The organism is Sphingorhabdus sp. M41 (assembly GCF_001586275.1).
GTDB lineage: Bacteria > Pseudomonadota > Alphaproteobacteria > Sphingomonadales > Sphingomonadaceae > Parasphingorhabdus.
This window is the reverse complement of the sequence record NZ_CP014545.1, coordinates 2,231,978-2,256,171: the sequence shown is the minus strand read 5'-3', so window position 1 is coordinate 2,256,171 and position 24,194 is coordinate 2,231,978. Positions and strand designations below refer to the sequence as shown.

Sequence of the window (24,194 nt, the reverse complement as noted above, 5' to 3'; positions counted from 1 at the left end):
GCGCTTCTGAATCGGGGAGATTATCGCCCCCGGTTCGGATGAGGGATTTCCGCTGTGTCAGGTGCATATGCATATTCAGGCTCTGCAATATCGGCGATAGACGATAAAGGTCGGCTGTCGGTACCCGCCTTCCTGCGTAAAAATCTGGTTGAAAGCAGCGACGGACGCACGCTCTGTCTCGGCACACACGAAAAATGGGATTGCCTCGTCGGCTTCGGTCTCAGCCGCAAAGCTGATATGCTCAGCGAAATTGACAGGCAGTGGGAAGCCGCGATCGCGCGTGGCGACAGTTTCGACAAGGATGCTGCCGGCGCCCGGAAATTTTCTTCGTTGCAGGATTTGAGCTTTGACGCCAGCGGCCGCTTCATCCTGCCGCCGCAACTGCGGGAAATCGGTAATCTTGAGAGCAACGTCCTGTTTCACGGCATCGGCACGACCTTCTGTCTGTGGAATCCGCAAACATTGCTCGACACAACCGATGACGTCCCGGTCGATCGCCGACTGGTCGAACATCATCTGAAAGAAGCTGGCCAGAAAAGCGGAGGGAAGCAGAAATGACCCCGGTCGCTGCCGCACGCCATGTTCCCGTCCTGCTTGCTGAAGTCATCGACGCGCTCGCCATTACCCCTGGCGAGACGCATGTCGACGGCACGTTCGGTGCCGGTGGCTATAGTGCTGCAATGCTCGATGCCGGTGCAATCGTTCATGCCTTTGATCAGGACCCCGCTGCCATAGCGGCTGGCCAGGCCATGGTTGATGCTTCCGATGGCAAGCTCAAGCTTCACCATGCTCTCTACTCTGAAATGGCCGACGTGCTGATCGATGAAGATATTGACGGCGTAACGCTGGATATCGGTGTATCGTCGATGCAGCTGGATCAGGCTGAGCGCGGATTCTCCTTTCAGAAAGACGGGCCGCTCGACATGCGTATGTCGAGCGATGGCGAGAGCGCGGCTGATTTTCTCAATGAAGCCGATGAAGAAGCGATTGCCGATGTCATCTATCGCTATGGCGAGGAGCGCCGGTCACGGCGCATCGCCAAGGCCATCGTGGAAGCGCGGCCGCTGACCCGGACGTCCGAGCTTGCGCACGTAGTCAGAAAAGCGCTGGGATTTCGCCAGGGCGACAAGAAAGATCCTGCCACCCGGACTTTTCAGGCGATCCGCATCCATATCAATCGCGAACTGGGCGAACTCGAAGACGGTCTGGCCGCAGCGGAAAAATTGCTGCAGCCCGGTGGCCGTCTGGCGGTTGTGACATTCCACAGCCTCGAAGATCGCATCGTCAAGAATTTTCTGCGGGACCGCAGCGGGCAAAAATCCGCCGGTTCGCGCCATCTACCCCAGGTTAACGAGACACGGCCGGCACCCACCTTTCATAAACCAGCCAAAGCGGTGCGTCCGGCCGGGGCGGAGCAGGCCCTTAATCCCCGAGCCCGCTCCGCCACCCTGAGATCAGCGGTGCGCACCGACGCACCGAGCGGGGGTGGCGAGCAATGAAACTAGCAGCCAAGCGCCTCGAAGGAATAGGATGGCTCGCCCTGGTTTTTCTGGTGGCGATTTTGCTTTATCCGCTTTCGCTCAGTGTCGCGACCTTGCGCAGCGATCTGGCGCGCACCGATCAAAAGATCGTCGAGATCAAGAAGGACATCCGCTATCTGGAAACAGAATTCAGCGCGCGCGCCAACCTGCGTCAGCTGGAAGACTGGAACAAGCTCGAATTTGGCTATGCCTCGCCACAGGCTTCGCAATATCTGGATGGTGAGAGAGCGCTCGCCAATCTTGGCGGCAAGGATTTGCGGAAACCAGTGCGGGTCGCCGTGATCAGCTCTATGGAGGGTGTCAGGCCTGCCGGCATTATCGGTTCGGTTTTTGGTACCGCCAAAGCACAAGACCGGAATGCCGATGGCAGTGCGATCGGCAGCAACAGAAAATTGGCTCAAGCGGTCATGGAAGTCAGTCCGGGCAATGGATTGGGAGGCGGGCAGGCCCGCACCACAAGAGTGGCGCATCTGGAAGACAAGCTGCTCGATGATGGACTTGTCCGGGATCTCGGCCGCAGGGCAATTGCAGAAAAAATCGAAAGCCTGGCCGAATGACCACACTTCTGGCCAACAGCAAGAAGGTGCAGTTTTCGGGAAAGGCCAAGGAAATAACCGCGAGCGCGCATTTCCGGCTGATGATATTGCTGCTGGTTTTTCTGGCCGCCTTCACGATCATTATAGGACGGTTGGTAAGTCTGACGATTCTGGAAGATGCAGTACCATTTCGGCCATCAACCAGCGCGTTCATCCCGCCGCGTGGTGATATTGTCGATCGCAACGGGGTGCCATTGGCGCGGACAATGCGAGGCTATGCGGTTCGTGTGGTTCCGGCCAGGGTACTGGGCGACAAGGATGTTCTGGCGCGGCAACTCTCATCGATTTTTCCGGACACCAGCGCGTCGGTATTTCTGGAAAAGCTGAGCGGTTCCCATCCGACCTATCTCCGTCGCAGGGCGCTGCCCGAACAGGTCAAGCAGATCCACGCGCTGGGTGAAATCGGAATTGAATTTCCCCGGGAGGACGAGCGGCTCTATCCTCAGCGCGGTCTGGCGGCCCATGTGCTTGGCTATGTTGATGCCGACGGCAAGGGTGTGATGGGCATGGAGCGAGCGCTCAACGGTCGTCTTGTCGACAAGAACCTGCGCGCAACCCCTTCGACCTTGTCGATCGACAGCCGCGTTCAGGCAGCTCTGGAAAGCGAGCTTCAGGATGCCATGCTCATGACCGAGGCGCGCGGCGCTGCGGGGATCATTTTGGATGTCGAAACCGGAGAAGTCATGGCGCTGGCTTCGCTGCCAATGTTCGATCCGAACAAGATCCGCCGGGCCTCGATGAAGCATCAGAATAATGAAGTGACCCAGAGCGTGTTCGAACTGGGGTCTACGTTCAAGCCATTGACCATCGCTGCTGCTCTGGACGCCGGTACGGTCACTGACCTCGCGGTTCGTTACAATGCGATGGAGCCGATCAAGATTGGCGGCTTTACGATCAAGGACGATCACAGTCAGGGGCGCTATCTCAACGTGCCGGAAACTCTGGTGCACAGTTCCAATATCGTTACGGCCCGGATTGCAGACAATCTTGGACAGGAAGCCATGGAGAATATGTTTCGCCGTCTCGGATTTGACGAACGGCCCCATATAGAATTGTTTGAAAGGGGGCGTCCGCTGTGGCCGCGAAACTGGGGGCGGGTCACCAATATGACCGTCGCTTATGGTCATGGTATTGCCGTCACTCCACTGCACCTCGCCAGTGCCTATGCCGCGATGGTCAATGGCGGCATCTGGCGTCCGGCAACCTTGTTGAAGGTGGAGCCCGGAAAGGAAGCCAAGGGCCGCCGGGTGTTCAAGGCTGCAACCAGCGCTCGCATGCGCCAGTTGCTGCGGATGATTGTTTCGGACGGGACCGGCCGCAAGGCCGATGCGCCGGGCTTCCGGATTGGCGGCAAGACGGGCTCGGCTGAAAAGCCTTCGGAAGGTGGTTATAACAAGACTTCGCTGGTTTCGACCTTTGCTGCGGCCTTTCCGATGGACAATCCGCGCTTTATTGTCATTGCCATGCTCGACGAACCCAAGGGAACTGCAGAGACCTCGTTCCAGCGCACGGCTGGCTGGACCACAGCTCCGGTCGTGCGAAAAGTGGTGTCGCGGGTCGGGCCGATGCTCGGAGTCATTCCCGACGAACATCGCGATGTCGACGTGTCAGAGTTGACGCCGCTGCTGTGGAAACCCAAAACAACGTCCAATGAGCAAAGCAATGAGACTGAATAGTCTGAAATCAGGGTTGGACGGGGAAGCTGGTGAGCAGAATGTCACCGGCTTTGCCATAGATCACCGCAAAATCGCGCCCGGCAATATTTTTGGCGCGTTCCGCGGTGAGAAATTCAATGGCGAGGATTTTATCGAGGCGGCGATTGCCGCTGGAGCCATAGCTATCGTTGCCCAACCAGAGGCGCAGGTGGAAGGCGCCGTGCATATCACTGATGACGAGCCCCGGCGATTGTTCGCCCAGATGGCGGCGCGCTATTACACGCCGACACCCGCCCATGTGGCGGCGGTTACCGGAACCAACGGCAAGACATCGATCGCGGAGCTCACTCGCCAGCTGTGGCGGATGGATGGTTATAATAGCGCATCAATCGGCACGCTCGGCGTCACCACCGCTGACGAGCAGGTCAGGACCGGATTGACGACCCCCGATATCGTCACCTTTCTCTCCAATATGTCCGGTCTTGCCAGGGAAGGGGTCAGCCACGCGATTTTTGAAGCGTCGAGCCACGGCCTCTCGCAATATCGCACCGAGGGGCTGCCGGTTCAGGTTGGAGCCTTCACCAATTTGAGCCGCGACCATCTTGACTATCACGGCGATATGGACAGCTATTTCGAAGCCAAGATGCGGCTGTTTGACGAAGTTGTCGAGAGTGACGGAACCGCTGTCATCTGGGCCGATGACGAGCCCTGGTCCGGCAAGGCGATCCAGCGCGCGAAGGATCGCGGGCTCGAACTGTTCACCGTCGGAGAAACGGGCGAAACGCTGAGGCTGGTGTCGCAAACACCGACCCATCTTGGTCAGGTCCTGATGGTCAAGGCGCAGGGGAATACCCACCGTATTTCGCTGCCGCTGATCGGCGCCTACCAGGCTGCCAATATCCTGTGCGCAGCGGCCATTGTGCTGGCAACCGGCGGGAAACTGGAAAATATATTCGATCATATGCAGCGCGTGCAGCCGGTCCGCGGCCGGATGGAACGCGCGGTCATCACCCGGGCAGGGGCACCGGTCTATGTCGATTATGCCCATACGCCGGATGCCCTGCGCGCTGCGATCGAAGCCTTGCGGCCGCATGTGACCGGCAAACTGATCACGATTTTCGGTGCTGGCGGTGACCGCGACAAGGGCAAGCGTCCTGAAATGGGCAAGATTGCGGTTGAAAAGTCCGATCATGTCATTGTCACCGATGATAATCCCCGTAGCGAAGATTCTGCCACCATCCGCGCCGAAATCATGGCCGGAGCAACCGGTGCCGAGGAAGTGGCTGATCGACGTGCCGCGATTGCCAGGGCGATAGCAATGGCCGGTCCGCAGGATATCATCCTGCTTGCCGGAAAAGGCCACGAACAGGGCCAGATCGTCGGCGACCGCGTCATCCCCTTTGACGATGTCGAAGTGGCGAGAGAATGTGCCGGAGCGCAGCCTTTATGACCGCATTATGGACATCCGCCGCGATAGCGAATGCCACTTCCGGCCAGGCCAGCGCTGATTTTTCGGTGAGCGGTGTCGCCTTTGATTCGCGCGAAATCGGTCCGGGTGACCTGTTCGTCGCGCTGAAGGGCGAGCATAGTGACGGCCATTTGCATGTCGAGCAGGCCTTTTCCTCCGGCGCTGCTGGCGCGATTGTCAGTCAGCCGGTGGCGGGACCCCATATTCTGGTAGCCGACACCGCTCGTGCTCTCGATGCACTGGGCAAGGCATCGCGCAGCCGCACCGATGCGAAAATCATCGGCGTGACCGGATCGGTCGGCAAGACCGGCACGAAGGAGGCATTATATGCCGCGCTCGACCGCTGTTCCTTCGGCAAGGCGCATCGGTCGGTCAAAAGTTACAACAACCATGTTGGCGTTCCGCTCAGCCTGTCGCGTATGCCGCAAGATACGAAATTTGGTATTTTCGAAATGGGAATGAACCACGCGCACGAACTTTCGGCGCTGACTCGTCTGGTGCGACCGCATGCCGCGATTATCACTGCGATAGCACCTGCCCATATCGGCAATTTCCCTAATGGCGAGGTCGGTATTGTTGACGCGAAAGCGGAGATATTTGAAGGGCTGATGCCCGGCGGCACTGCAATCATTCCGCATGACAGCCCGCATTGCCAGCGGCTGCGGAGCAAGGCCGAGCGTTATGCCGATCATGTAATAACCTTCGGATTTGATCAAGGGGCTGACGTCCGCGCCGTGGATATCGTTCCCGCGCCCCGGGGTGGTTCGCTGGTCACCGCAAATCTCGGCGATCAAAGCCTCTGCTTCACGATCGCCGAGGCGGGTCGGCATTGGGTATCCAATTCGCTGGCCATTCTCGCCGCGGTTCGTGCCGTCGGCGGGGATCTCGCGACTGCCGGTCTGGCGCTGGCCGAGATGAGCGGTATTGATGGTCGGGGACGCCGCCATCTCATTTCGCTGAAATCCGGTGGCAAGGCGACCGTCATCGACGAAAGCTACAATGCCAATCCGGCGTCGATGAAAGCGACATTGCAACATTTTACCAGCGAGCCCTGCACCGGACAGAAAATCGTCATATTGGGCGCCATGGGCGAGCTGGGCGAGCAATCCGCCCATTATCACGCGTCATTGGCCGATGATATCCTTCTGTCTGGAGCCGATACGGTCATTTTGGTCGGCGAAGATATGGCACATACGGCCGCGAAACTTGAACAGGGCCTTGATCAGGGCGTGAAAATGTCACATGCCGCGAGTGCTTCGGAGGCGCTGACCGAGGTCGCAAAATTGATCAGCGACGGGGACATCCTTTTAATCAAGGGGTCAAATTATCTGGGGCTTTCCTCCGCGGTTTCCGCGCTGGTGAGCGGGGAGTATTGATGTTTTATTTATTGGCCCAATGGCTTGAATTCGAAGGCATATTTAATGTCTTTCGCTACCTGAGTTTTCGTTCGGGAGCGGCTGTCTCGACATCGCTGTTCATCGGTCTTTTAATCGGGCCCAAGTTCATCAACATGTTGCGCATGCGGCAGGGCAAGGGCCAGCCGATCCGCGAGGACGGTCCGATCACGCATCTTAAAAAAGCGGGCACGCCGACCATGGGCGGATTGATGATCCTGATTTCGGTAGTGACTTCGCTGCTGCTGTGGATGGACCTCAGCAACATGTTCGTCTGGGCCTGCATCTTTGTCACGCTCGGTTTTGGTGCCATCGGCTTCATGGATGATTATGACAAGGTCCGCAAAGCCAGCCACAAGGGCATTCCGGGCCGGGTCCGGCTGTTACTCGAATTTGTCATCGCCGGTTTCGCAACCTGGCTGATCGTAGAGCAAATTGGCACCAGCCTTTACGTTCCGTTCTTCAACGACGTCCAGATCGACCTGGGTTATTTCTACATACCCTTTGCGATGTTCGTGATCGTTGGTGCTGGCAATGCGGTCAATCTTACCGACGGGCTGGATGGTCTCGCGACCATGCCGGTGGTGATCGCCAGTGCAACCTTTCTGGTGCTCGTCTACCTGTCCGGTAATGCGGTCTTCTCCGAATATCTCGGCATCCCGTTCGTTCGCGGGGCAGGAGAGTTGGCAATTTTCTGCGCTTGCGTGATCGGAGCCTGTCTGGCCTTCCTGTGGTTCAATGCGCCGCCGGCTGCGGTGTTCATGGGCGATACCGGCAGTCTGGCGCTTGGCGGCGCGCTTGGTGCCATTGCCGTTTCGATCCATCATGAAATCGTGCTCGCGCTGGTTGGCGGCTTGTTCGTGCTCGAAGCGGTATCGGTGATCGTTCAGGTGTTCTTCTTCAAGCGCACAGGTCGCCGCGTGTTCCGCATGGCGCCGATCCATCACCATTTCGAACAGCTTGGCTGGTCCGAATCCACCATCGTGATCCGCTTCTGGATCATCAGTCTGGTGCTCGCGCTGGCTGGATTGGCAACGTTGAAGCTCAGATGATTGTCTCGTCCGCCTTTGCCGGAAAGCGCTATGCCATTCTCGGACTGGCCCGATCCGGCATGGCGGTGCTGGAAAGCCTGCACGCGAGCGGAGCAAAATTGCTCGCCTGGGATAATCGGGAGGAATTGCGCGACAGCGTTGCCGACAAGGCGCTGATTGCCGATCCCCTGGAATCCGATCTGACCGGCTATGAGGCGATCATCCTGTCTCCCGGCGTGCCGCTCAACAATCATCCGATTGCGCAAAAGGCAAAGGCCGAGGCTGTGCCGATCATCGGCGATATCGAATTGTTCGCTCAGGCCCGGGCTTCTCTGCCGTCGCACCGGGTTGTCGGCATCACCGGTACCAATGGCAAGTCGACGACCACCGCACTGGTCCATCATATATTGGAAAGCGCCGGCGTACCGACCGTGATGGGTGGCAATATCGGAGTCCCGATCCTGTCGCAGCAACCGTTGCCGGAAGGCGGCGTCTATGTGCTGGAACTGTCCAGCTATCAGATCGACCTGACGAGCAGTCTCGATTGTGATGTCGCGCTGTTGCTCAATATAAGTCCCGATCATCTCGATCGCTACGCAGGGTTTGACGACTACGCGGCTTCAAAAGCGCGCCTCTTCGACATGCTCGGATCCGATCACACGGCAATATTCGCCAGCAATGATGAAAAGTCCCGATTGGCGCTGGACGGCTTGCGCGACCTGGGTCGGGTGCAGAATATTATCGATACCAGTTCCGCCGAGATTGCAGGACAGCCAGACTGGCCCGCGCTGCAAGGCCCGCACAACCTCCAGAATGCGATTGCCGCCATCGCCGTGGTTGAGGCTCTGGGCATATCCGAAAATCAATGGCGTCCGGCGCTGGCATCATTTGGCGGACTTGCCCATCGCATGGAGCGGGTCGCCGAATCTCATGGGGTGTTATTCGTCAATGACAGCAAGGCCACCAACCCGGCTTCGACCGGTCCTGCGCTTGGTGCCTATCCGAAAATCCACTGGATTCTGGGTGGCCTGCCCAAAAGCGATGCGCTGACCGAGTGCGAGCCATATTATAAGAATGTCATTCGCGCCTATACGATCGGTGAGGCCGGTCCGATGTTCGGAAAATTGCTGGCGGATCATGTCCCGGTCGAACCCTGTGAAATGATGCTGACAGCCGTGCAACGAGCAGCCGCCAATGCCAGGCCCGGCGAAGTGGTATTGCTGTCGCCGGCCTGCGCTTCTTTCGATCAGTTCCGGGATTTTGAAGCGCGCGGCAATTGTTTTCGCTCGGCAGTCAATTCGGTGATCGAGAGCAAGTTGATTGGAACCGCGACGGGAGAGGCAATATGACGAGCTCATCTCAACAAGACGCCGGACCTGCAAATACGCTTCCCGAAATTTCCGGCGCGCTCAAAAAGAAGCGCTTTCAGCTGCAATCGCGGTTCGGTCGCAGCGATCGCTCGCCGCTCGCGATCTGGTTCTGGGAACTGGACCGGGTGCTGCTCGGACTGATCCTGACTCTGGTGGCAATCGGTCTGATCGCGGTTGCTGCGGCGTCGCCGGTGACCGCACTTAAACAGAGCACTGCGGCTGTCACGGTTGACCCGCTCTATTATTTCTACCGTCAGCTTGGCTGGGTGATCGTCGGCATTCCGGTGATGCTTGTCGTCTCGATGCTGCCAAAGGAGCAGGCCCGGCGCTTCGCTATTTTGGCCGCTCTGGTTGCTTTCATATTGTTGTTCCTGGTTCCGGTTCTCGGGAAATCCGTCAACGGTGCCCAACGCTGGATCGGCTATGGTTTCGCCACTATCCAGCCGGGCGAGTTTCTCAAGCCGCTTTACGCGGTAACGCTGGCCTGGCTGCTGTCGCTCAGGATAAAGGATCCGGCCCTGCCGGTCATTTCGCTATCCGTCATTCTGACAGCGATCATCGCCGTTCTGATGATGATGCAGCCCAATCTGGGGGAGACCATCCTCATATGCGGCATCTGGTTTGCGGTGATGACCGTCTCCGGCCTGTCGGCGCGCCTGATCGCGATGATCGGTATCGGGGGTGTCGGCGGTCTGGTGGGAGCCTATTTCCTCTATCCCGTCGCGACCCAGCGGATCAACGCATGGCTATTTGGTGGCGGAGAATTTGATCAGGTGATGCTCGCCCATAAAGCGCTGACCGGAGGAGGATTGCTCGGCACCGGACCCGGTCTCGGGACAGCCAAGTTCAAGCTGCCCGAGGCGCATACCGACTATATCTTCTCGGTCATCGGGGAAGAATTCGGACTGCTTGCGTGTATGGCCATCGCACTTGTCTATCTCGCGATCATTGTCCGCGTCTTCCTTCGTCTGCTTGATGAAGAAGATAATTTCATCATTCTCGCCGTTGCCGGCCTGACTGCGCAATTTGGCGGCCAGGCGCTGATCAACATGGCGGTCAACCTTCAGCTGTTCCCGTCCAAGGGCATGACTCTGCCGCTGATCAGCTATGGGGGCTCGTCGATATTGGCGCTCTGTATAGGTATTGGACTTTTGCTCGCATTTACGCGGCGGAACCCGTATCTTGACCGTTCACAATATGTCTCGGCCTGGCCCGAGCAAGGACGGATAGCGGTATGAGTTTTTCGAAACATTATGTCTTGGCAGCCGGCGGGACCGGTGGTCATATGATGCCGGCCTATGCGCTGGCCAGGGAACTGGTCTTGCGCGGTCATCGGGTGGCGCTGATTACCGATGCGCGCGGCGAGAAAATCCCCGGCATGGTCGAGGAGGGGCAGGTCCATGTTCTGCCTGCCGGACGGATTACGAAGGACCCGCGTAGCTGGGTCGGCGGCGCGCGCGCTATTCTCAAGGGTCGCCGTATGGCGATGCAGCTTTATGAGACATTCCAGCCTTCGGCGGTTATCGGCTTCGGTGGCTATCCTGCCTATCCCGCGCTGCTTGCTGCGAACAGCAAGGATATCCCGACAATCGTGCACGAGCAGAATGCCGTGCTGGGCCGGGTAAACCGGCTGGCAGCGCGCTCGGTCAACGCCATTGCCACCGCTTATCCCGATGTTTTGCGGATCAAGCCGAAATATCAGGAAAAAGTTCATCTCGTCGGCAATCCGGTGCGCGAAGAAGTGGTCGCGCTGCGCGAAGAGCCTTATCCGCCACTGTCCGAAGAAGGCGTTTTCCGGGTGCTGGTAACTGGCGGAAGTCAGGGTGCCTCGATCCTTTCCGATGTCGTACCGGATGCGATGGCAATGCTGCCGATACATTTGCGCCGCCGGCTCCAGATCACCCAGCAATGCCGTGAAGATGATATTGAGCGCGTGCGCGCCAAATATGCCGAGCATGATATCCCGGCGGAACTGGCGACCTATTTACCCGATCTTCCCGATCGGCTGGGCTGGGCGCATCTGGTCATCGGTCGGGCAGGGGCCTCGACCATTGCCGAACTCACCACAGCAGGCCGACCCGCGATCCTCATTCCGCTACCCAGCGCGATGGATGATCACCAGACCTATAATGTCAAAGAAATGGTCGCGGCAGGCGGGGCCCGTGTGATCCGGCAGCCTGCCATCTCGACACGGAATTTCGACAGTGGCAGCGACGACAAGACCAACAAATTGCGCCTTCAGCAGTCGGCCGCGCTGGACAAGATGCGCAGTGCAATGGTCAAGCAGATCCAGAAAATCGCATTGAGTACCGGCGCTCTCGAAAATGCCGCCCGCTGTGCCAAGAGCTGCGGTCGCCCGGAAGCGGTCAGTGATCTCGCTGATCTGGTCGAAAGCATCGGCACGTCACCGCTGGGAAAAACGATGAAAGCAGAGAAAGAAATGCCGCAACGGCTGACGGCCCGCAACGAAGCACTGGCAAAGGACAGCACACAGTGAAGGGTGTCGGCACGGATATTGGCCGGATTCACTTCGTCGGCATTGGCGGCATCGGCATGTCCGGGATCGCCGAAGTGATGCACAATATGGGCTATCAGGTGCAAGGCAGCGATATTTCCGAAAGCTATGTGGTCGAGGGCCTGCGTGCGAAGGGCATTGACGTGAAGATCGGCCATAGCGCCGACAATGTCGAGGGCACGGCTGTTGTTGTCACATCAACTGCTGTCAAACGCGGCAATCCGGAAGTGGAAGCAGCGCTGGCCAGTCGTATTCCACTGGTTCGCCGGGCGGAAATGCTGGCTGAACTGATGCGGCTGAAATCGACAATCGCGATTGCCGGCACCCATGGCAAGACCACCACGACATCGATGGTCGCGGCCATGCTGGACGCCGGCGGCATTGATCCGACTGTCATCAACGGCGGCATCATCAACCAATATGGCTCGAACGCCCGGCTTGGCGCTGGCGAGTGGATGGTGATCGAGGCCGACGAAAGCGACGGCAGTTTCCTGCGGCTCGACGGCACGATCGCGGTCGTGACCAATATCGACGCCGAGCATCTCGATCATTATGGCAGCTTCGACAGGATCAAGGACAGTTTCCTCGAATTTGTCGAAAATGTCCCCTTTTACGGCGCAGCGATCCTGTGCATCGACCATCCCGAGGTCCAGGCCCTGCTGCCGCGCATCCGCGACCGGCGGATCATCACTTATGGTTTCTCCGCCCAGGCCGACGTCAAGGGGATCAATGTCACACCGGTTCCCGGTGGCAACCGGTTTGACGTCGATGTCCGCGACCGCGATGGTGAGACCAGAAGGATCGCCGGTATCGAACTGCCGATGCCGGGCCGTCATAATGTCCAGAACGCAATTGCCGCAGTGGCGGTCGGGCTGGAAATGGGCATCAGCGACGAGCAGATCGCCAAGGGATTCGATCATTTCGGCGGCGTCAAGCGGCGCTTCACCAAGGTCGGCGAAGTCGACGGCGTGACGATCATCGACGATTACGGCCATCATCCGGTCGAAATACAGGCCGTGCTGTCCGCCGCGCGCGAAGGCGCGCAGGGCCGCGTGATCGCCGTGGTCCAGCCGCACCGCTTCACCCGGCTGCGCGACCATATGGAAGAGTTCCAGGGCGCCTTCAACGACGCCGACATGGTGTTCGTGACGCCGGTCTATGTCGCCGGCGAGGATCCCATCGAAGGTGTTGACAGCGAGGCACTGGTCACCGGGCTGAAAAAGCGTGGCCATCGCCTCGCGGAAACCGTGGCCGACCAGAAGGCTCTTGCTGCACGACTGGCCGAAGAGGCACAGCCGCAGGACATGATCATCTGCCTCGGGGCAGGGGATATTACCAAATGGGCAGCCGGACTCGCTGATGGTATCGCGGAGGCGCGCAAATGAGCCTGTCTCTGTTCCCTTTTATCCAGAAAATGTCCCTGTGCCCGTCCGTCCTGAGCCTGTCGAAGGACGCCTCAAGCCGAGAAATGCACTTCGACAAGCTCAGTGCGAACGGTTTCTCTCAGCGCGGGCTCGTTCGATGAACGCTGTTGCGACCATGCCCGAAACCCGCGGCAAGCTGACAGAAAACGCGCCACTGGCACCGCTCGTCTGGTTCAAGAGCGGCGGGTCTGCGCAATGGCTGTTCGAGCCAAAGGATATTGACGATTTGCAGCAATTTCTCCGCGATCTCGATCCGGCGATAGCGGTCTGGCCGCTTGGCCTGGGGTCCAACCTGATCATCCGCGACGGGGGCATCCAGGGCGTGGTGGTCAGATTGGGCAAGGCCTTTGCATCTATCGAAGCAGATGGGCTGACGCTGCGCTGCGGCGCCGGTGCGCCGGGCATATCGGCCGCCAGCACCGCCCGCGACAATGGCATTGCCGGAATGGAATTTCTGCGCGGTATTCCCGGCACCATCGGCGGCGCTGTCCGAATGAACGCCGGCGCCTATGGCCGCGAAGTCTGCGACATATTGGAAAGCGCCGACGTGATCCTGCGCAATGGCGATCTGGTGACAATCCCGCTGGCCGAAATGGGTTACACCTATCGCCACTCCGCGCTGCCCGAAGGCGCGATTGTCGTCAGCGCAACCTTTCAGGGCACAAGCGGCGATCCCGAAATTATCGGCGCTGAAATGAAGCGCATTGCCGAAGAGCGAGAGGCCTCGCAGCCACTCCGCACCAAAACCGGCGGCTCCACCTTCAAAAATCCCGAGGGCAAGAAAGCCTGGCAGCTGGTCGACGAAGCCGGCTGCCGCGGCCTGCAGATGGGCCAGGCGCAAGTGTCGGAAAAACACTGCAATTTCCTGATCAATCTTGGCGGCGCGACATCCGCCGATATTGAAGCGCTGGGTAACGAAGTGCGCAAACGGGTCAAGGCCCATTCGGGCGTCGAATTGCAGTGGGAAATTCAACGAGTAGGTGATGAATCGTGACTGCCAAACTTCATGTCGCCGTCCTGATGGGCGGCTGGTCTGCTGAACGCGAAGTGTCGCTTATGAGCGGCAATGGCGTCGCCGATGCGCTCGAGAAAAACGGCCATAAGGTGACTCGCGTCGACATGGATCGCAATGTTGCGCAGGTTCTGGCCGGTATCCGGCCCGATGTAGTGTTCAACGCGCTGCACGGCGTCCCCGGTGAAGATGGCAGCGTTCAGGGTATGCTCGATCTGATGCAGATCCCTTATACCCATAGCGGACTCGCCACATCGGTGATCGCAATCGATAAGGAATTGACCAAGCAGCAGCTGGTCCCTGCAGGCATCCCGATGCCCAAGGGCAAGATTGTTTCCAGTGCCAGCCTGTATGAGGTCGATCCGCTGCCCCGGCCCTATGTCCTGAAACCGGTCAACGAAGGCTCGTCTGTCGGCGTCGCAATCGTGACCGATGACAGCAATTACGGCAATCCGATTGGCCGCGATGTCACTGGTCCCTGGCAGGAATTTGACGAATTGCTCGCCGAGCCTTTCATCAAGGGCCGCGAACTGACCACGGCCGTTCTGGGCGACAAGGCGCTTTGCGTGACCGAATTGAAAACCGCGCAGGGCTTCTACGACTATGCCGCCAAATATACCGAAGGCCTGACCCAGCATGTCTGCCCCGCCGAAATTCCCGAAGATATAGAAAAATTATGTCTCGACTATGCGCTTCGCGCCCATCAGGTTCTGGGCTGCAAGGGGACTTCGCGGACCGATTTCCGCTGGGATGATGAACAGGGCGCAGCCGGCCTGTTCGTGCTGGAAACCAATACCCAGCCCGGCATGACCCCGCTCAGCCTGGTCCCCGAACAGGCGAAGCAGATGGGCATTAGCTATGAACAGCTGGTCGAGATAATCGTGAGAGAAGCGCTATGACTGCTACCCAGAGACGCACCAATCGGCAGGGCAGGGGCAAACCGCGCAAGCAGGCCAAACGCAAGGTCAGACAAGTCTCGATTTTCGACAAGATATTGCGCGCCATGCCGGTCACCGAAGAGCAGGTGCAAAAGGGTCTGACCTGGGGGCTGGTGGCGGTGTTCGTCCTGGGCGCCTATAGCGTTGCCCATTATTCCGGCATCAACGAGCGGATCAAGACCGAGGTCGCAGAAGCGGTCGGCAATGCCGGTTTCGAAGTGAAGCGGGTCGAGGTGACTGGTGTCAACCGCATCGACGAGCTGAAAGTCTATGAAATCACCCTGGCGCAGAAAGACCGGTCGATGTTGCTGGTCGACATTGACGAGGTGCGCGAGGACCTGCTGTCCAACGGCTGGATCAAGGACGCCCGAATCTCCCGTCGACTTCCTGACACGCTGGTTGTGGACATTGTCGAGCGCGAACCGGTCGCTGTCTGGCAGAATCAGGGGCAGCTCTCCCTCATCGACAAGACCGGCTATCCGCTGGAAGAAATCACCAAGGAAGAAATTCCAGCCCTGCCGGTCATCGTCGGCAAGAAAGCCAATCTGAAATTTACCCAGCTGGATGCGCTGCTCGACGTTGCCCCTGCGCTGCGCCCGATGGTGACCGGAGCCACCTGGATCGGCAACCGCCGCTGGGATCTTGAATTTGATAGCGGCGAGACGCTGGCTCTGCCGGAAGGCGAAGAAACCGCCTCCGCAGCTTTGCTGAATTTCGCGCGTATGGACGGCATCAACCGATTGCTCGGGCGCGGGGTGGTTCATTTCGACCTGCGCGACGCCGAGCGCGCCTATTTGCGGATGCCGCCGAAAACAACCCCGGCCGATCCGGAAAGCTGATTGCATGATGCCGATATTCATCAAGGTGGAGGACTAGTCTCATGGCAGCACGGGTCGAAAAAATCTTCACATCGCTGGACATCGGTTCGTCGAAAATCTCGGCTATGATAGCCGGGCGGATGGACAATGGCGAACTGACCGTATTGGGCACCGGACAACGCGCCAGCAAGGGCGTCAAGCGGGGCTATATCGCCGATACCGAGACAACCGAGCTGGACGTCCGGGACGCTGTGGAACAGGCAGAGCGCATTGCCGGAACCAATATCGACGATGTCTGGGTCAGCTTTTCGGCGGGCGGTTTGCAGAGTATGCTGACCTCGGTCGAAACCGAATTGGGTGGCCACCGGATTGAGCAGGATGATATTGACCTGCTGCTCGATGCAGGCCGCAACAGCATCGATCCCAAAGGCAAGATGGTGCTGCACGCACAACCGGCTCTCTATACGCTTGACGGTTTGAACGGAGTGAAGAAACCCAAGGGCCTGCATGCCGATCGTCTCGGGGTGGATATCCATGTCATTCTTGCCGAGGCCTCACCGGTTCGCAATATCGAGATGAGCGTGCGCGGGGCGCATCTGAATGTGAAATCGATTGTCGCATCCCCGATTGCTGCCGGGACCGCCTGTCTGTCCAGGGAAGAACGCGAACTGGGTGTGGCGCTGGTCGAAATGGGCGCGGAAGTGACCAATGTTTCCTTGTTTGCCGGTGGCATGCTGGTCGGTTTGACCACTTTGCCTTACGGAGCCGCGGATATTACCGATGATATAGCCTCGTCTTTCGGCTTGCGCCGCGCGCAGGCCGAGCGGATAAAATGTTTCTATGGCTCCGCCACGACCAGCCCGCGCGACAATCATGATGTGATCAATCTCGATCTCGACAAGACTACCGAAACTACCGAGGAAGACGGACGGATCACCAGGGCGCAGCTGATCGCGGTTATCCGGCAACGGCTCGACCATCTGATGGGTGAAATCGGGCGCTCGTTGAAGGAGCTGGGCTTTACCGGACCGGTTGGCCGGCAGGTGGTTCTCACTGGCGGCGGCGCCGAATTGAAAGGCATTGCCGATTATGCCCAGTCGGCTTTGGGCCGAACAGTACGCATCGGTCGCCCGGCAGGGCTGAGCGCGCTTCCGGAAGCGCATAGCGGACCGGCCTTTGCCGGCCTCGCGGGCCTGGCGCTCTATGCATCGCAGGAACCCGTAGATCTGCGTTTCATGTCCCGAGGCCATCAGAATGTTCACAAATATGGCGGATCAGCAGTGATAGGACGGCTGATGTCGGCGATCCGCGGAAATTTTTAGTTATTTGATGAAAAAAAATTAACTTTTCGGGTGATTCCGACAGGAAATTTGTGCAAAGCGTTTAACAAATATTACAGCACGATAAAATGTCTCGGGAGACAGTGAGATGAGTATCAATATTGGCCCACCGGAAGTCGAAGAACTGAAACCGAAAATCGCGGTTATCGGAGTCGGCGGAGCAGGGGGCAACGCCATTGCCAACATGATCGCTGCCCAGGTTGAGGGCGTGGATTTCATCGTCACCAACACCGACGCACAATCGCTCAACAGCGCGACTGCCGAACGGCGTATCCAGCTTGGTCCCGATATTACTCAGGGCCTGGGTGCCGGATCACGGCCAGAGGTCGGCCGGGCGGCTGCCGAGGAAACAATCGATCTGGTCGAGCAGGCGCTGGAAGGCACGCATATGTGTTTCATCGCAGCCGGCATGGGCGGCGGTACTGGTACCGGTGCTGCTCCCGTAATCGCCAAGGCGGCACGCGACCGCGGCATATTGACCGTTGGCGTGGTGACCAAGCCTTTCACTTTCGAAGGCACGCGCCGGATGAAAGCGGCCGAAGCCGGCATTGAGGAACTGCAGAAGAATGTCGATACTTTGATCGTCATTCCGAACCAGAACCTGTTTCTGGTCGCCAATCCGAACACCACTTTCAAGGAAGCCTTTCTGCTGGCAGACGAAGTCCTGCAACAGGGCGTACGCGGCATTACCGACCTGATGGTCATGCCTGGCCTGATCAACCTCGATTTTGCCGATGTGCGCAGCGTGATGCACGAAATGGGCAAGGCGATGATGGGTACCGGCGAAGCCGAAGGCGACGGACGTGCGCTGGAAGCAGCCGAAAAAGCCATTGCCAATCCTTTGCTCGACGGCGTGTCGATGCAGGGTGCCAAGGGCGTCATCGTTTCGATCACCGGCGGCGACGATATGCGCCTGATGGAAGTCGACGAAGCAGCCAATCATATTCGCGAGCTGGTCGATCCGGACGCCAATATTATCTGGGGTAGTGCATTCAATCCGAATCTGGACGGGCGTATTCGTGTTTCCGTAGTCGCAACCGGAATCGATAGTGACGGCAGCATGTCGGCATCCGCGCCTGTGCCATCCTTCGCCATGAGCAGCCCTGCAAGGCAATCGGAAGAAGCTCCGGCTCCAGCCAGTTTTGCTTCATCCATTGCAAGTGACGAGAGCGAAGAAGTTTCTGTAGAGGAACCGGAAGCCGCGTTTGAGCCAGAACCCAGCGTTGAAGCGGAGCCCGCAGCGCCCGTAGCACCGGCAGCGCCAGTTGCTCCCGTCGCAACTTATGGTGACGATGATGATTATGGCTCGACGCCATCTTTTGCCTCGCTGACGCCCGGCATCGCATCGGCACCTTCCGTACCGGAAGAGGATGAACTGGTGCTTGGCGACGATGCCATTCAGCACGATAATCAGGAAGCGGCTCCTGCCAGCAGTCCGGCCAGTCAAGCACCGCCGGCACCGCGTGTAGCCACCGGTGGCGGAACATTGTTTGAACGGATGTCCAATCTGACCCGTGGTGGTTCAAAAGGCGATGAAGCCGATGATGGCGAGGACGACAAGTCGCGCGATCCGCTCGACATCCCGCGGTTTTTGAACCGGCAGAATAATCAGTAAGATCACGTTCCGGCCGAACAGGATGATGGGGCTGCGCGAAGGAGTTTGTCTTTCGCGTGCCACCATTGGCCTTGCTGGATTGCGGCAACGATTGATTTCATGCGCAATCATTCCTTTATAGGTCTTGTGAAACATAGATTCAAAATTTTGCTAGCGGTGTCCGCAGTCCTTGCCGCCACCGCTGTGCCCCAAGGCCCCGCCATCGCCCTGGCCAGTGCTCAGTCCAACAGCGACGACCTGCAGGATGCGCTGCGCCGGATTGCGATCAATTCCAACGATTCATCGGCTTTGGCCGACGCCGGACTTGCGGCGCTCGAACTGGGCGACATGCGGGCGGCAATCGGTTTTCTGGCAAAAGCGGACCAGATATATTCCTCCAGCGGCCGGGTGAAAGCCGGACTGGGCAGAGCGCTGCTCGCAGAGGAAAATCCATTTGGTGCGATCCGCTATTTTGACCAAGCGGTTGCCAATGGCATAGCGCCGCGCGAAATTGCGGCCGATCGTGGTCTAGCCTATGATTTGATTGGCCGAAACCGTGATGCCCAGAAAGATTATGAGTTGGCGATGCGATTCGGTAGCAATGATGAACTGATCAAGCGCTATGCGATATCGCTCGGGATTAGCGGCGACGTTGACCGGGCCGAGGCGCAACTCAACCCCTTGCTTCAGAAAAGCGACCGCGATGCATGGCGCAACCGGGCGTTTATCTATGCCATGAACGGCAGGAAAAAGGACGCGGACAATATCGTCGAACAGACGATGGAGCGGAGAATGGCGAAAGCCATCAAACCCTTTTTCGACCGGATGCCAAAGCTGACTGCGGCGCAGAAAGCAGCGGCCGTCCATTTCGGGCATTTTCCTGCCAGCGAGAATATCGGTGTCGATGTGGCAGCAGTGCAATTGGCATCGTCGCTGGCCACAAGGGGTGGAGATGGCGCAGATGCAGGCCTGATTCCCGTCGGAGAGGCTTTGGGCTCAGATGCCAAGCGCCCTCGGGTACTGGCCATGCCAGACAAGTCGCCTCGCCGCCGTCCCGGTGCGGCGGACCGCAAAAATCCCGACCGGAAATCAAGCCGGCGTGCGAAAAAAGATGGTGTTGTTCTGTTACCCGAAACAGAATTGCCAGCGCCGTCCAGTGCGAGTTCTGCCCGTTCGGTAGCCTTTGCTTCGGCTAAGCCAACACCAACACCGCCCCCGGCAACCCTACCGCTTCCAGAGCCAGAACCGGCGCCTGCCAGGAGCCTGCCGGAACCGATCAAGACCGCCGAAATCAAGCCGGAGAGCAAAAGCTCCGCCCCCGGTTTTGCAACCAGTCTTGGTGTCAGCCAGCCGCCCGTGCTGGTATCGCAGACAGTGGAACGGAAAGTTGAAATCGCAGGTCGAAAGCCTGTTCCGCAGCCAGCCGACCCGGTTATGGATACCCCTTCCGCAAGCGGGACCCAGGCGGACGGGCCGGTCAATCTGATCAATTTTGATCTCGCTCAATCCGGTTCTGTGGCTGCCGAAATGGCAGCAGCGGAGCCAGCCGCAAAACCGCTTGCCGACATTATCAAGGGGATCAGCATCCCGGATCGGGAAACGCAGAGCGCAGTGGTTCCGGTCGATCTCGACGAAATCGAACCGGCCAAGCCTCAGCCGAAAATCATTGCCAAACCGGTTGAAAAAAAAGCGCCGGTAAAGCCGAAAGAGCCGCAGCATCCCAAGCGCTATTGGGTGCAGATTGCCACGGGTTCAAATATCGATGCGCTGAAATTCGATTATCGTCGCATGACCAAAAAACAGCCGGACCTGTTCAAGAGTCAGAAGGCATGGACGTCCCCATGGGGCAAGACCCGGCGGCTGGTGGTCGGGCCATTTGATGATTTCAAGGCTGCCAAGGCATTTGAGGCGGATTATCGCAAGGATGGCGGTGACGGCTTTGCCTGGGCCAGCGCTGATGGTGTCGAGGTCAACGAGCTGACCAAATGACCCAGTTGAAAAGCTATGCCAGCGATCCTGCGCACAGCCGGGGTCGGCTGCATGATGAAAAACGGGATGTTACGCGCGGGCCGCGGGATGATTTTCAGCGTGACCGCGACCGGATCATCCATTCTATTTCTTTCCGCCGATTGCGCCACAAGACCCAGGTTTTTGTCGCGCCCGATGGCGACCATTATCGCGTCCGCCTGACTCACAGCCTCGAGGTCGCGCAGATCGGGCGGACGATCGCGCGGGCGCTCGGCCTGAACGAAGACCTGACGGAGGCGCTCTGCCTCGCCCATGATATTGGCCATCCTCCCTTCGGCCATGCCGGGGAAGATGCGCTGGAAGAAGCCTTGGCGGATTTTGGCGGTTTCGATCATAATGCGCAAACCATCCGGACGCTGACCAAGCTCGAAACACCCTATCCGCGCTGGGACGGGCTCAATCTGACATGGGAAATGCTGGAGGGGCTGGCCAAGCATAATGGCCCGGTGAGCAAACCGACCTGGGCGCTGGCCGAAGCCAATGACGCGATGGACCTCGAGCTGAACAGCTGGCCGTCGCTGGAGGCGCAAATCGCAGCGATTGCCGATGATATTGCCTATGACAACCACGATATTGACGACGGCATGCGGGCAGGGCTGCTGAGCCTGGATCAGCTGCTCGAGCTGCCATTCATCGCCGAACGGTGGCGGGCCATTTGCGATCGCTTTGCCGACGTGCCGCAAGAACGGCTGTTGCCGGAGCTGATCCGCGATCAGATCGGGCTGATGGCCAATGACGTGCTTAGAACGACGCAGGCCCGTATCGACCAACTGGGCGTGAAAAGCTCACAGGATGTGCGGCAGGCGGGTCAGATGATCGGCGGCTTTTCGAGCGCAATGGCCGAACAGGAGCGCGCGCTCAAAAGCTTCATGTATAAAAATCTCTATCATCACCCCAAGCAGATGGGAGCGGCAGAGGAAGGCAAGATGATGGTCGGCGATCTGGTGAAAGCCTATCGCGAAAAGCCCGAACTGATGCCGGAAAGCTGGGCTTTGGCCTTGCCCGGTGAAGAGCCGGCGCGCACCCGCCATATCGCGGACTTTCTTGCCGGGATGACCGATCGCTATGCCCGTAACCGGCACCGGGAAATCTTCGGCGAGCGGGCTGACCGAAGCTGATCCTGTCACTCGCGCGAGGCCTTGGCGCAACCCGAATAGGTGAGCAGCCCATAAAGTGGTGTGGATAGCAGTGTTCGCTGCTATGAGGTCTTATCATATCGACAGCCTGCGGAGACCCTGAACATGGCCGAAAAAATCCTGATCGTCGGCGCCACCGGCCTGATCGGCGGATTGCTGACCCGCAAGCTGGTCGAGCAGGGCGCGGACAAGAAGCTTCATCTGCTGCTCCGCAGGCCCTATCGCGAGGATGTCGGCAAGGCGCGAATCCACGTCCAGCTGCAGGAAAACTGGCCCGTGACCATCGCGAAGATCAAACCCGACATCGTCATATCCTGCCTCGGATCGACGATGAAAAAGGCCGGATCGAAGGAAGAATTTGCAGCGGTCGATCGCGATCTGGTCGGAGCCGTCGCGGCGGCAGCCAAAGCCTCGGGCGCGATACATTTCATTGCCATATCGTCAACCATGGCGGACAGCACAGCATCGAGTTTCTACCTGAAGACCAAGGGTGAAGCCGAGGACCTGCTCCGTGCCCAGAATTTTGATCGTCTCGATATCATCCGCCCCGGCCTGCTGCGCGGCGAACGGAAGGGCGAAAATCGGCTCGGTGAAAGCCTGGCAATCGCCGCCAGCCCGATCATGGACCTGTTATTGCACGGCAAATTCCGCCGCTTCCGTTCGATCCTCGCCAGCGATGTCGCCGATGCGATTGTGGCGCTGATGGGTGAGGATGAACCCGGAGCATTCGTGCATGAGAACGACGCGGTCTGGGCGATGGTTTGAACAAGCCCGTCGAAAAATACTGCACCGCACAACAGAATCATTGACACCGCCCACCGGGTCATCCACTCATAAGTCTGCTTTTTGATCGGCGCCTATGGGCAAGGTTCATGAGGCGTTGCGGGAGAGTGTTTTTCTGTCCCACCAGACCGAAAGGCCGCCGAAGGAGCAACCGCCCCGGAAACTCTCAGGCCAACGGACCGCAACCGTCTTACAAGCACTCTGGAAAGAGAGTGGATGGTCGCAATGACCGGCGCTCCACCGAAGGGGTAAATCTTCGTCGCTTTTGCGACGGCGGACCTTTCCGCCGAAGCCTTGGCGAAGGAAGATGAAACTCTCAGGTTCCGTGACAGAGGGGGCAGTTTTGCAGGGCTTTGCTGCGGGCTGTCTTCTTGATCCGGAAATATGATGAGTGAAAATACCGAAAATCTGAAACAATTGCCACTGGGCGACTGGCACCGCGGCCTCGGCGCACGGATGGTGCCCTTCGCGGGTTACGAAATGCCGGTGCAATATGAAGGCGTGATGGCCGAACATATCTGGACCCGGACCGAAGCAGGCCTGTTCGACGTGTCGCACATGGGCCAGTTGCAGCTGGTGGGCGAGGGCGCTGCCGATGCACTGGAGCGGATCACGCCGGGCAATCTGTCGGCGCTGGCACCGGGGAAAATCCGCTACACGTTGCTGCTGGCGCAAGATGGCGGGATATTGGATGATCTGATGGTCACCAACGCCGGCGACCATCTCTATCTGGTGGTCAATGGCGCGACCAAGCATGACGATATCGCCTATCTGCAGGCACAGCTGCCCGACAGCCTGACGCTTCACCATCTGGAAGACGCAGCGCTATTGGCGTTGCAAGGCCCCAAGGCCGCAGAAGCGCTGGCCAAGCTCGGGATCGATCCGGGCGAGCCGAACTGGCCTGTGCCAACCGATCTTCATTTCATGGAAGCGGGCCCGTTTCTGTGGCGCGGGATCCCGCTCGGCATCAGCCGTTCGGGCTATACCGGGGAAGACGGCTTTGAAATCAGCGTGCCGGCCGAACATGCGGTGACCCTGGCCGCCGCTCTGACGGAGCTGGACGAAGTGCGTCCGATTGGCCTCGGTGCCCGCGACAGCCTCCGACTTGAAGCGGGGCTGCCGCTGTACGGCCATGACATGAATGCCGACATATTGCCGGTCGAAGCCAATCTGAATTTCGCCCTTTCCAGGGCGCGGCGCGAGGAAGGCAATTTTGCCGGAGCCGAGCGCGTGCTTGCGCAATATCCGGACAAGGCCGCGAAGAAGCGGGTCGGCCTGTTTGTCGATGGCCGCCAACCCATTCGTGAAGGCGCGACCGTGATCGACGCTGCCGGTGCGACCATCGGCAATGTCACGAGCGGCGGTTTCTCGCCGACGCTACAGCGGCCCATTGCCATGGCTTATGTCCCGATGGACCTGTCGGAAACCGGAACCGCCATCACCGTCGAGCAGCGCGGAAAGAAAATTGCTTGCACCGTCGCCGACATGCCCTTTGTACCGCATAACTATCACCGCAAACCCAAGCCATAGATTGACAGGAAGAGGAAACGA

20 protein-coding genes and 1 riboswitch are annotated in these 24,194 nt (G+C 58.8%); all 20 genes read left to right on the top strand.

The window, feature by feature from the left end:
- The first annotated feature begins 54 nt into the window (after nt 1–54).
- The 20 genes from AZE99_RS10725 (at nt 55) to gcvT (ending at nt 24,173) form a co-directional block, all read left to right on the top strand.
- Nucleotides 55–558 carry a division/cell wall cluster transcriptional repressor MraZ gene (locus AZE99_RS10725; RefSeq protein ID WP_067200826.1) on the top strand — a complete coding sequence of 168 codons (504 nt, stop codon included), beginning with the start codon at nt 55–57 and terminating at the stop codon, nt 556–558.
- On the top strand, nt 555–1,499 hold the full coding sequence (rsmH, locus tag AZE99_RS10720) for a 16S rRNA (cytosine(1402)-N(4))-methyltransferase RsmH (RefSeq protein ID WP_067200823.1): 945 nt from the start codon (nt 555–557) through the stop codon (nt 1,497–1,499). Before AZE99_RS10725 ends, rsmH begins: the two co-directional genes overlap by 4 nt.
- Nucleotides 1,496–2,098 (top strand): hypothetical protein, encoded by a 603-nt coding sequence (locus AZE99_RS10715; protein ID WP_067200820.1) that lies wholly within the window; start codon nt 1,496–1,498, stop codon nt 2,096–2,098. Before rsmH ends, AZE99_RS10715 begins: the two co-directional genes overlap by 4 nt.
- Entirely contained in the window at nt 2,095–3,813 is a 1,719-nt protein-coding gene (locus AZE99_RS10710) for a peptidoglycan D,D-transpeptidase FtsI family protein (protein ID WP_067200817.1), read from the top strand. Before AZE99_RS10715 ends, AZE99_RS10710 begins: the two co-directional genes overlap by 4 nt.
- Nucleotides 3,800–5,242 (top strand): UDP-N-acetylmuramoyl-L-alanyl-D-glutamate--2,6-diaminopimelate ligase, encoded by a 1,443-nt coding sequence (locus AZE99_RS10705; protein WP_067200815.1) that lies wholly within the window; start codon nt 3,800–3,802, stop codon nt 5,240–5,242. The genes AZE99_RS10710 and AZE99_RS10705 overlap by 14 nt, the downstream gene beginning before the upstream one ends.
- On the top strand, nt 5,239–6,636 hold the full coding sequence (locus tag AZE99_RS10700) for a UDP-N-acetylmuramoyl-tripeptide--D-alanyl-D-alanine ligase (protein WP_067200812.1): 1,398 nt from the start codon (nt 5,239–5,241) through the stop codon (nt 6,634–6,636). The genes AZE99_RS10705 and AZE99_RS10700 overlap by 4 nt, the downstream gene beginning before the upstream one ends.
- A complete protein-coding gene (gene mraY / locus AZE99_RS10695) occupies nt 6,636–7,706 on the top strand; it encodes a phospho-N-acetylmuramoyl-pentapeptide-transferase (protein WP_067200809.1) in 1,071 nt (356 codons plus the stop codon). Before AZE99_RS10700 ends, mraY begins: the two co-directional genes overlap by 1 nt.
- Nucleotides 7,703–9,034: a UDP-N-acetylmuramoyl-L-alanine--D-glutamate ligase gene (murD, locus tag AZE99_RS10690; RefSeq protein ID WP_067200806.1), complete on the top strand. Its 1,332-nt coding sequence runs from the start codon at nt 7,703–7,705 to the stop codon at nt 9,032–9,034. Before mraY ends, murD begins: the two co-directional genes overlap by 4 nt.
- Nucleotides 9,031–10,293 carry a peptidoglycan glycosyltransferase FtsW gene (locus AZE99_RS10685; protein WP_082788335.1) on the top strand — a complete coding sequence of 421 codons (1,263 nt, stop codon included), beginning with the start codon at nt 9,031–9,033 and terminating at the stop codon, nt 10,291–10,293. The genes murD and AZE99_RS10685 overlap by 4 nt, the downstream gene beginning before the upstream one ends.
- Nucleotides 10,290–11,552, top strand: a complete 1,263-nt coding sequence (gene murG, locus AZE99_RS10680) for an undecaprenyldiphospho-muramoylpentapeptide beta-N-acetylglucosaminyltransferase (RefSeq protein ID WP_067200801.1) — start codon at nt 10,290–10,292, stop codon at nt 11,550–11,552. Before AZE99_RS10685 ends, murG begins: the two co-directional genes overlap by 4 nt.
- Nucleotides 11,549–12,955 (top strand): UDP-N-acetylmuramate--L-alanine ligase, encoded by a 1,407-nt coding sequence (gene murC, locus AZE99_RS10675; protein WP_067200799.1) that lies wholly within the window; start codon nt 11,549–11,551, stop codon nt 12,953–12,955. Before murG ends, murC begins: the two co-directional genes overlap by 4 nt.
- 136 nt (nt 12,956–13,091) lie before the next feature.
- Nucleotides 13,092–13,988, top strand: coding sequence for a UDP-N-acetylmuramate dehydrogenase (gene murB, locus AZE99_RS10670; RefSeq protein WP_197460171.1), 897 nt, complete (start codon nt 13,092–13,094; stop codon nt 13,986–13,988).
- Nucleotides 13,982–14,905, top strand: a complete 924-nt coding sequence (locus tag AZE99_RS10665) for a D-alanine--D-alanine ligase (protein WP_156472214.1) — start codon at nt 13,982–13,984, stop codon at nt 14,903–14,905. Before murB ends, AZE99_RS10665 begins: the two co-directional genes overlap by 7 nt.
- Nucleotides 14,902–15,783: a cell division protein FtsQ/DivIB gene (locus AZE99_RS10660; RefSeq protein WP_067200797.1), complete on the top strand. Its 882-nt coding sequence runs from the start codon at nt 14,902–14,904 to the stop codon at nt 15,781–15,783. The genes AZE99_RS10665 and AZE99_RS10660 overlap by 4 nt, the downstream gene beginning before the upstream one ends.
- Nucleotides 15,784–15,824: 41 nt before the next feature.
- On the top strand, nt 15,825–17,084 hold the full coding sequence (gene ftsA / locus AZE99_RS10655; RefSeq protein WP_067200794.1) for a cell division protein FtsA: 1,260 nt from the start codon (nt 15,825–15,827) through the stop codon (nt 17,082–17,084).
- Nucleotides 17,085–17,190: 106 nt separating this feature from the next.
- Nucleotides 17,191–18,717, top strand: a complete 1,527-nt coding sequence (gene ftsZ, locus AZE99_RS10650) for a cell division protein FtsZ (protein WP_067200791.1) — start codon at nt 17,191–17,193, stop codon at nt 18,715–18,717.
- Between the two features lie 156 nt (nt 18,718–18,873).
- Entirely contained in the window at nt 18,874–20,685 is a 1,812-nt protein-coding gene (locus tag AZE99_RS10645) for an SPOR domain-containing protein (RefSeq protein WP_197460170.1), read from the top strand.
- Entirely contained in the window at nt 20,682–21,842 is a 1,161-nt protein-coding gene (locus AZE99_RS10640) for a deoxyguanosinetriphosphate triphosphohydrolase (RefSeq protein ID WP_067200786.1), read from the top strand. Before AZE99_RS10645 ends, AZE99_RS10640 begins: the two co-directional genes overlap by 4 nt.
- Nucleotides 21,843–21,965: 123 nt before the next feature.
- The gene (locus AZE99_RS10635; protein ID WP_082788334.1) at nt 21,966–22,625 is read left to right on the top strand and encodes an NAD(P)H-binding protein; all 660 of its coding nucleotides are present in this window, start codon (nt 21,966–21,968) and stop codon (nt 22,623–22,625) included.
- 108 nt (nt 22,626–22,733) lie between these two features.
- Nucleotides 22,734–22,835, top strand: a riboswitch (glycine riboswitch).
- 192 nt (nt 22,836–23,027) lie between these two features.
- Entirely contained in the window at nt 23,028–24,173 is a 1,146-nt protein-coding gene (gene gcvT, locus AZE99_RS10630) for a glycine cleavage system aminomethyltransferase GcvT (protein WP_067200783.1), read from the top strand.
- The last annotated feature ends 21 nt before the right edge of the window (nt 24,174–24,194 follow it).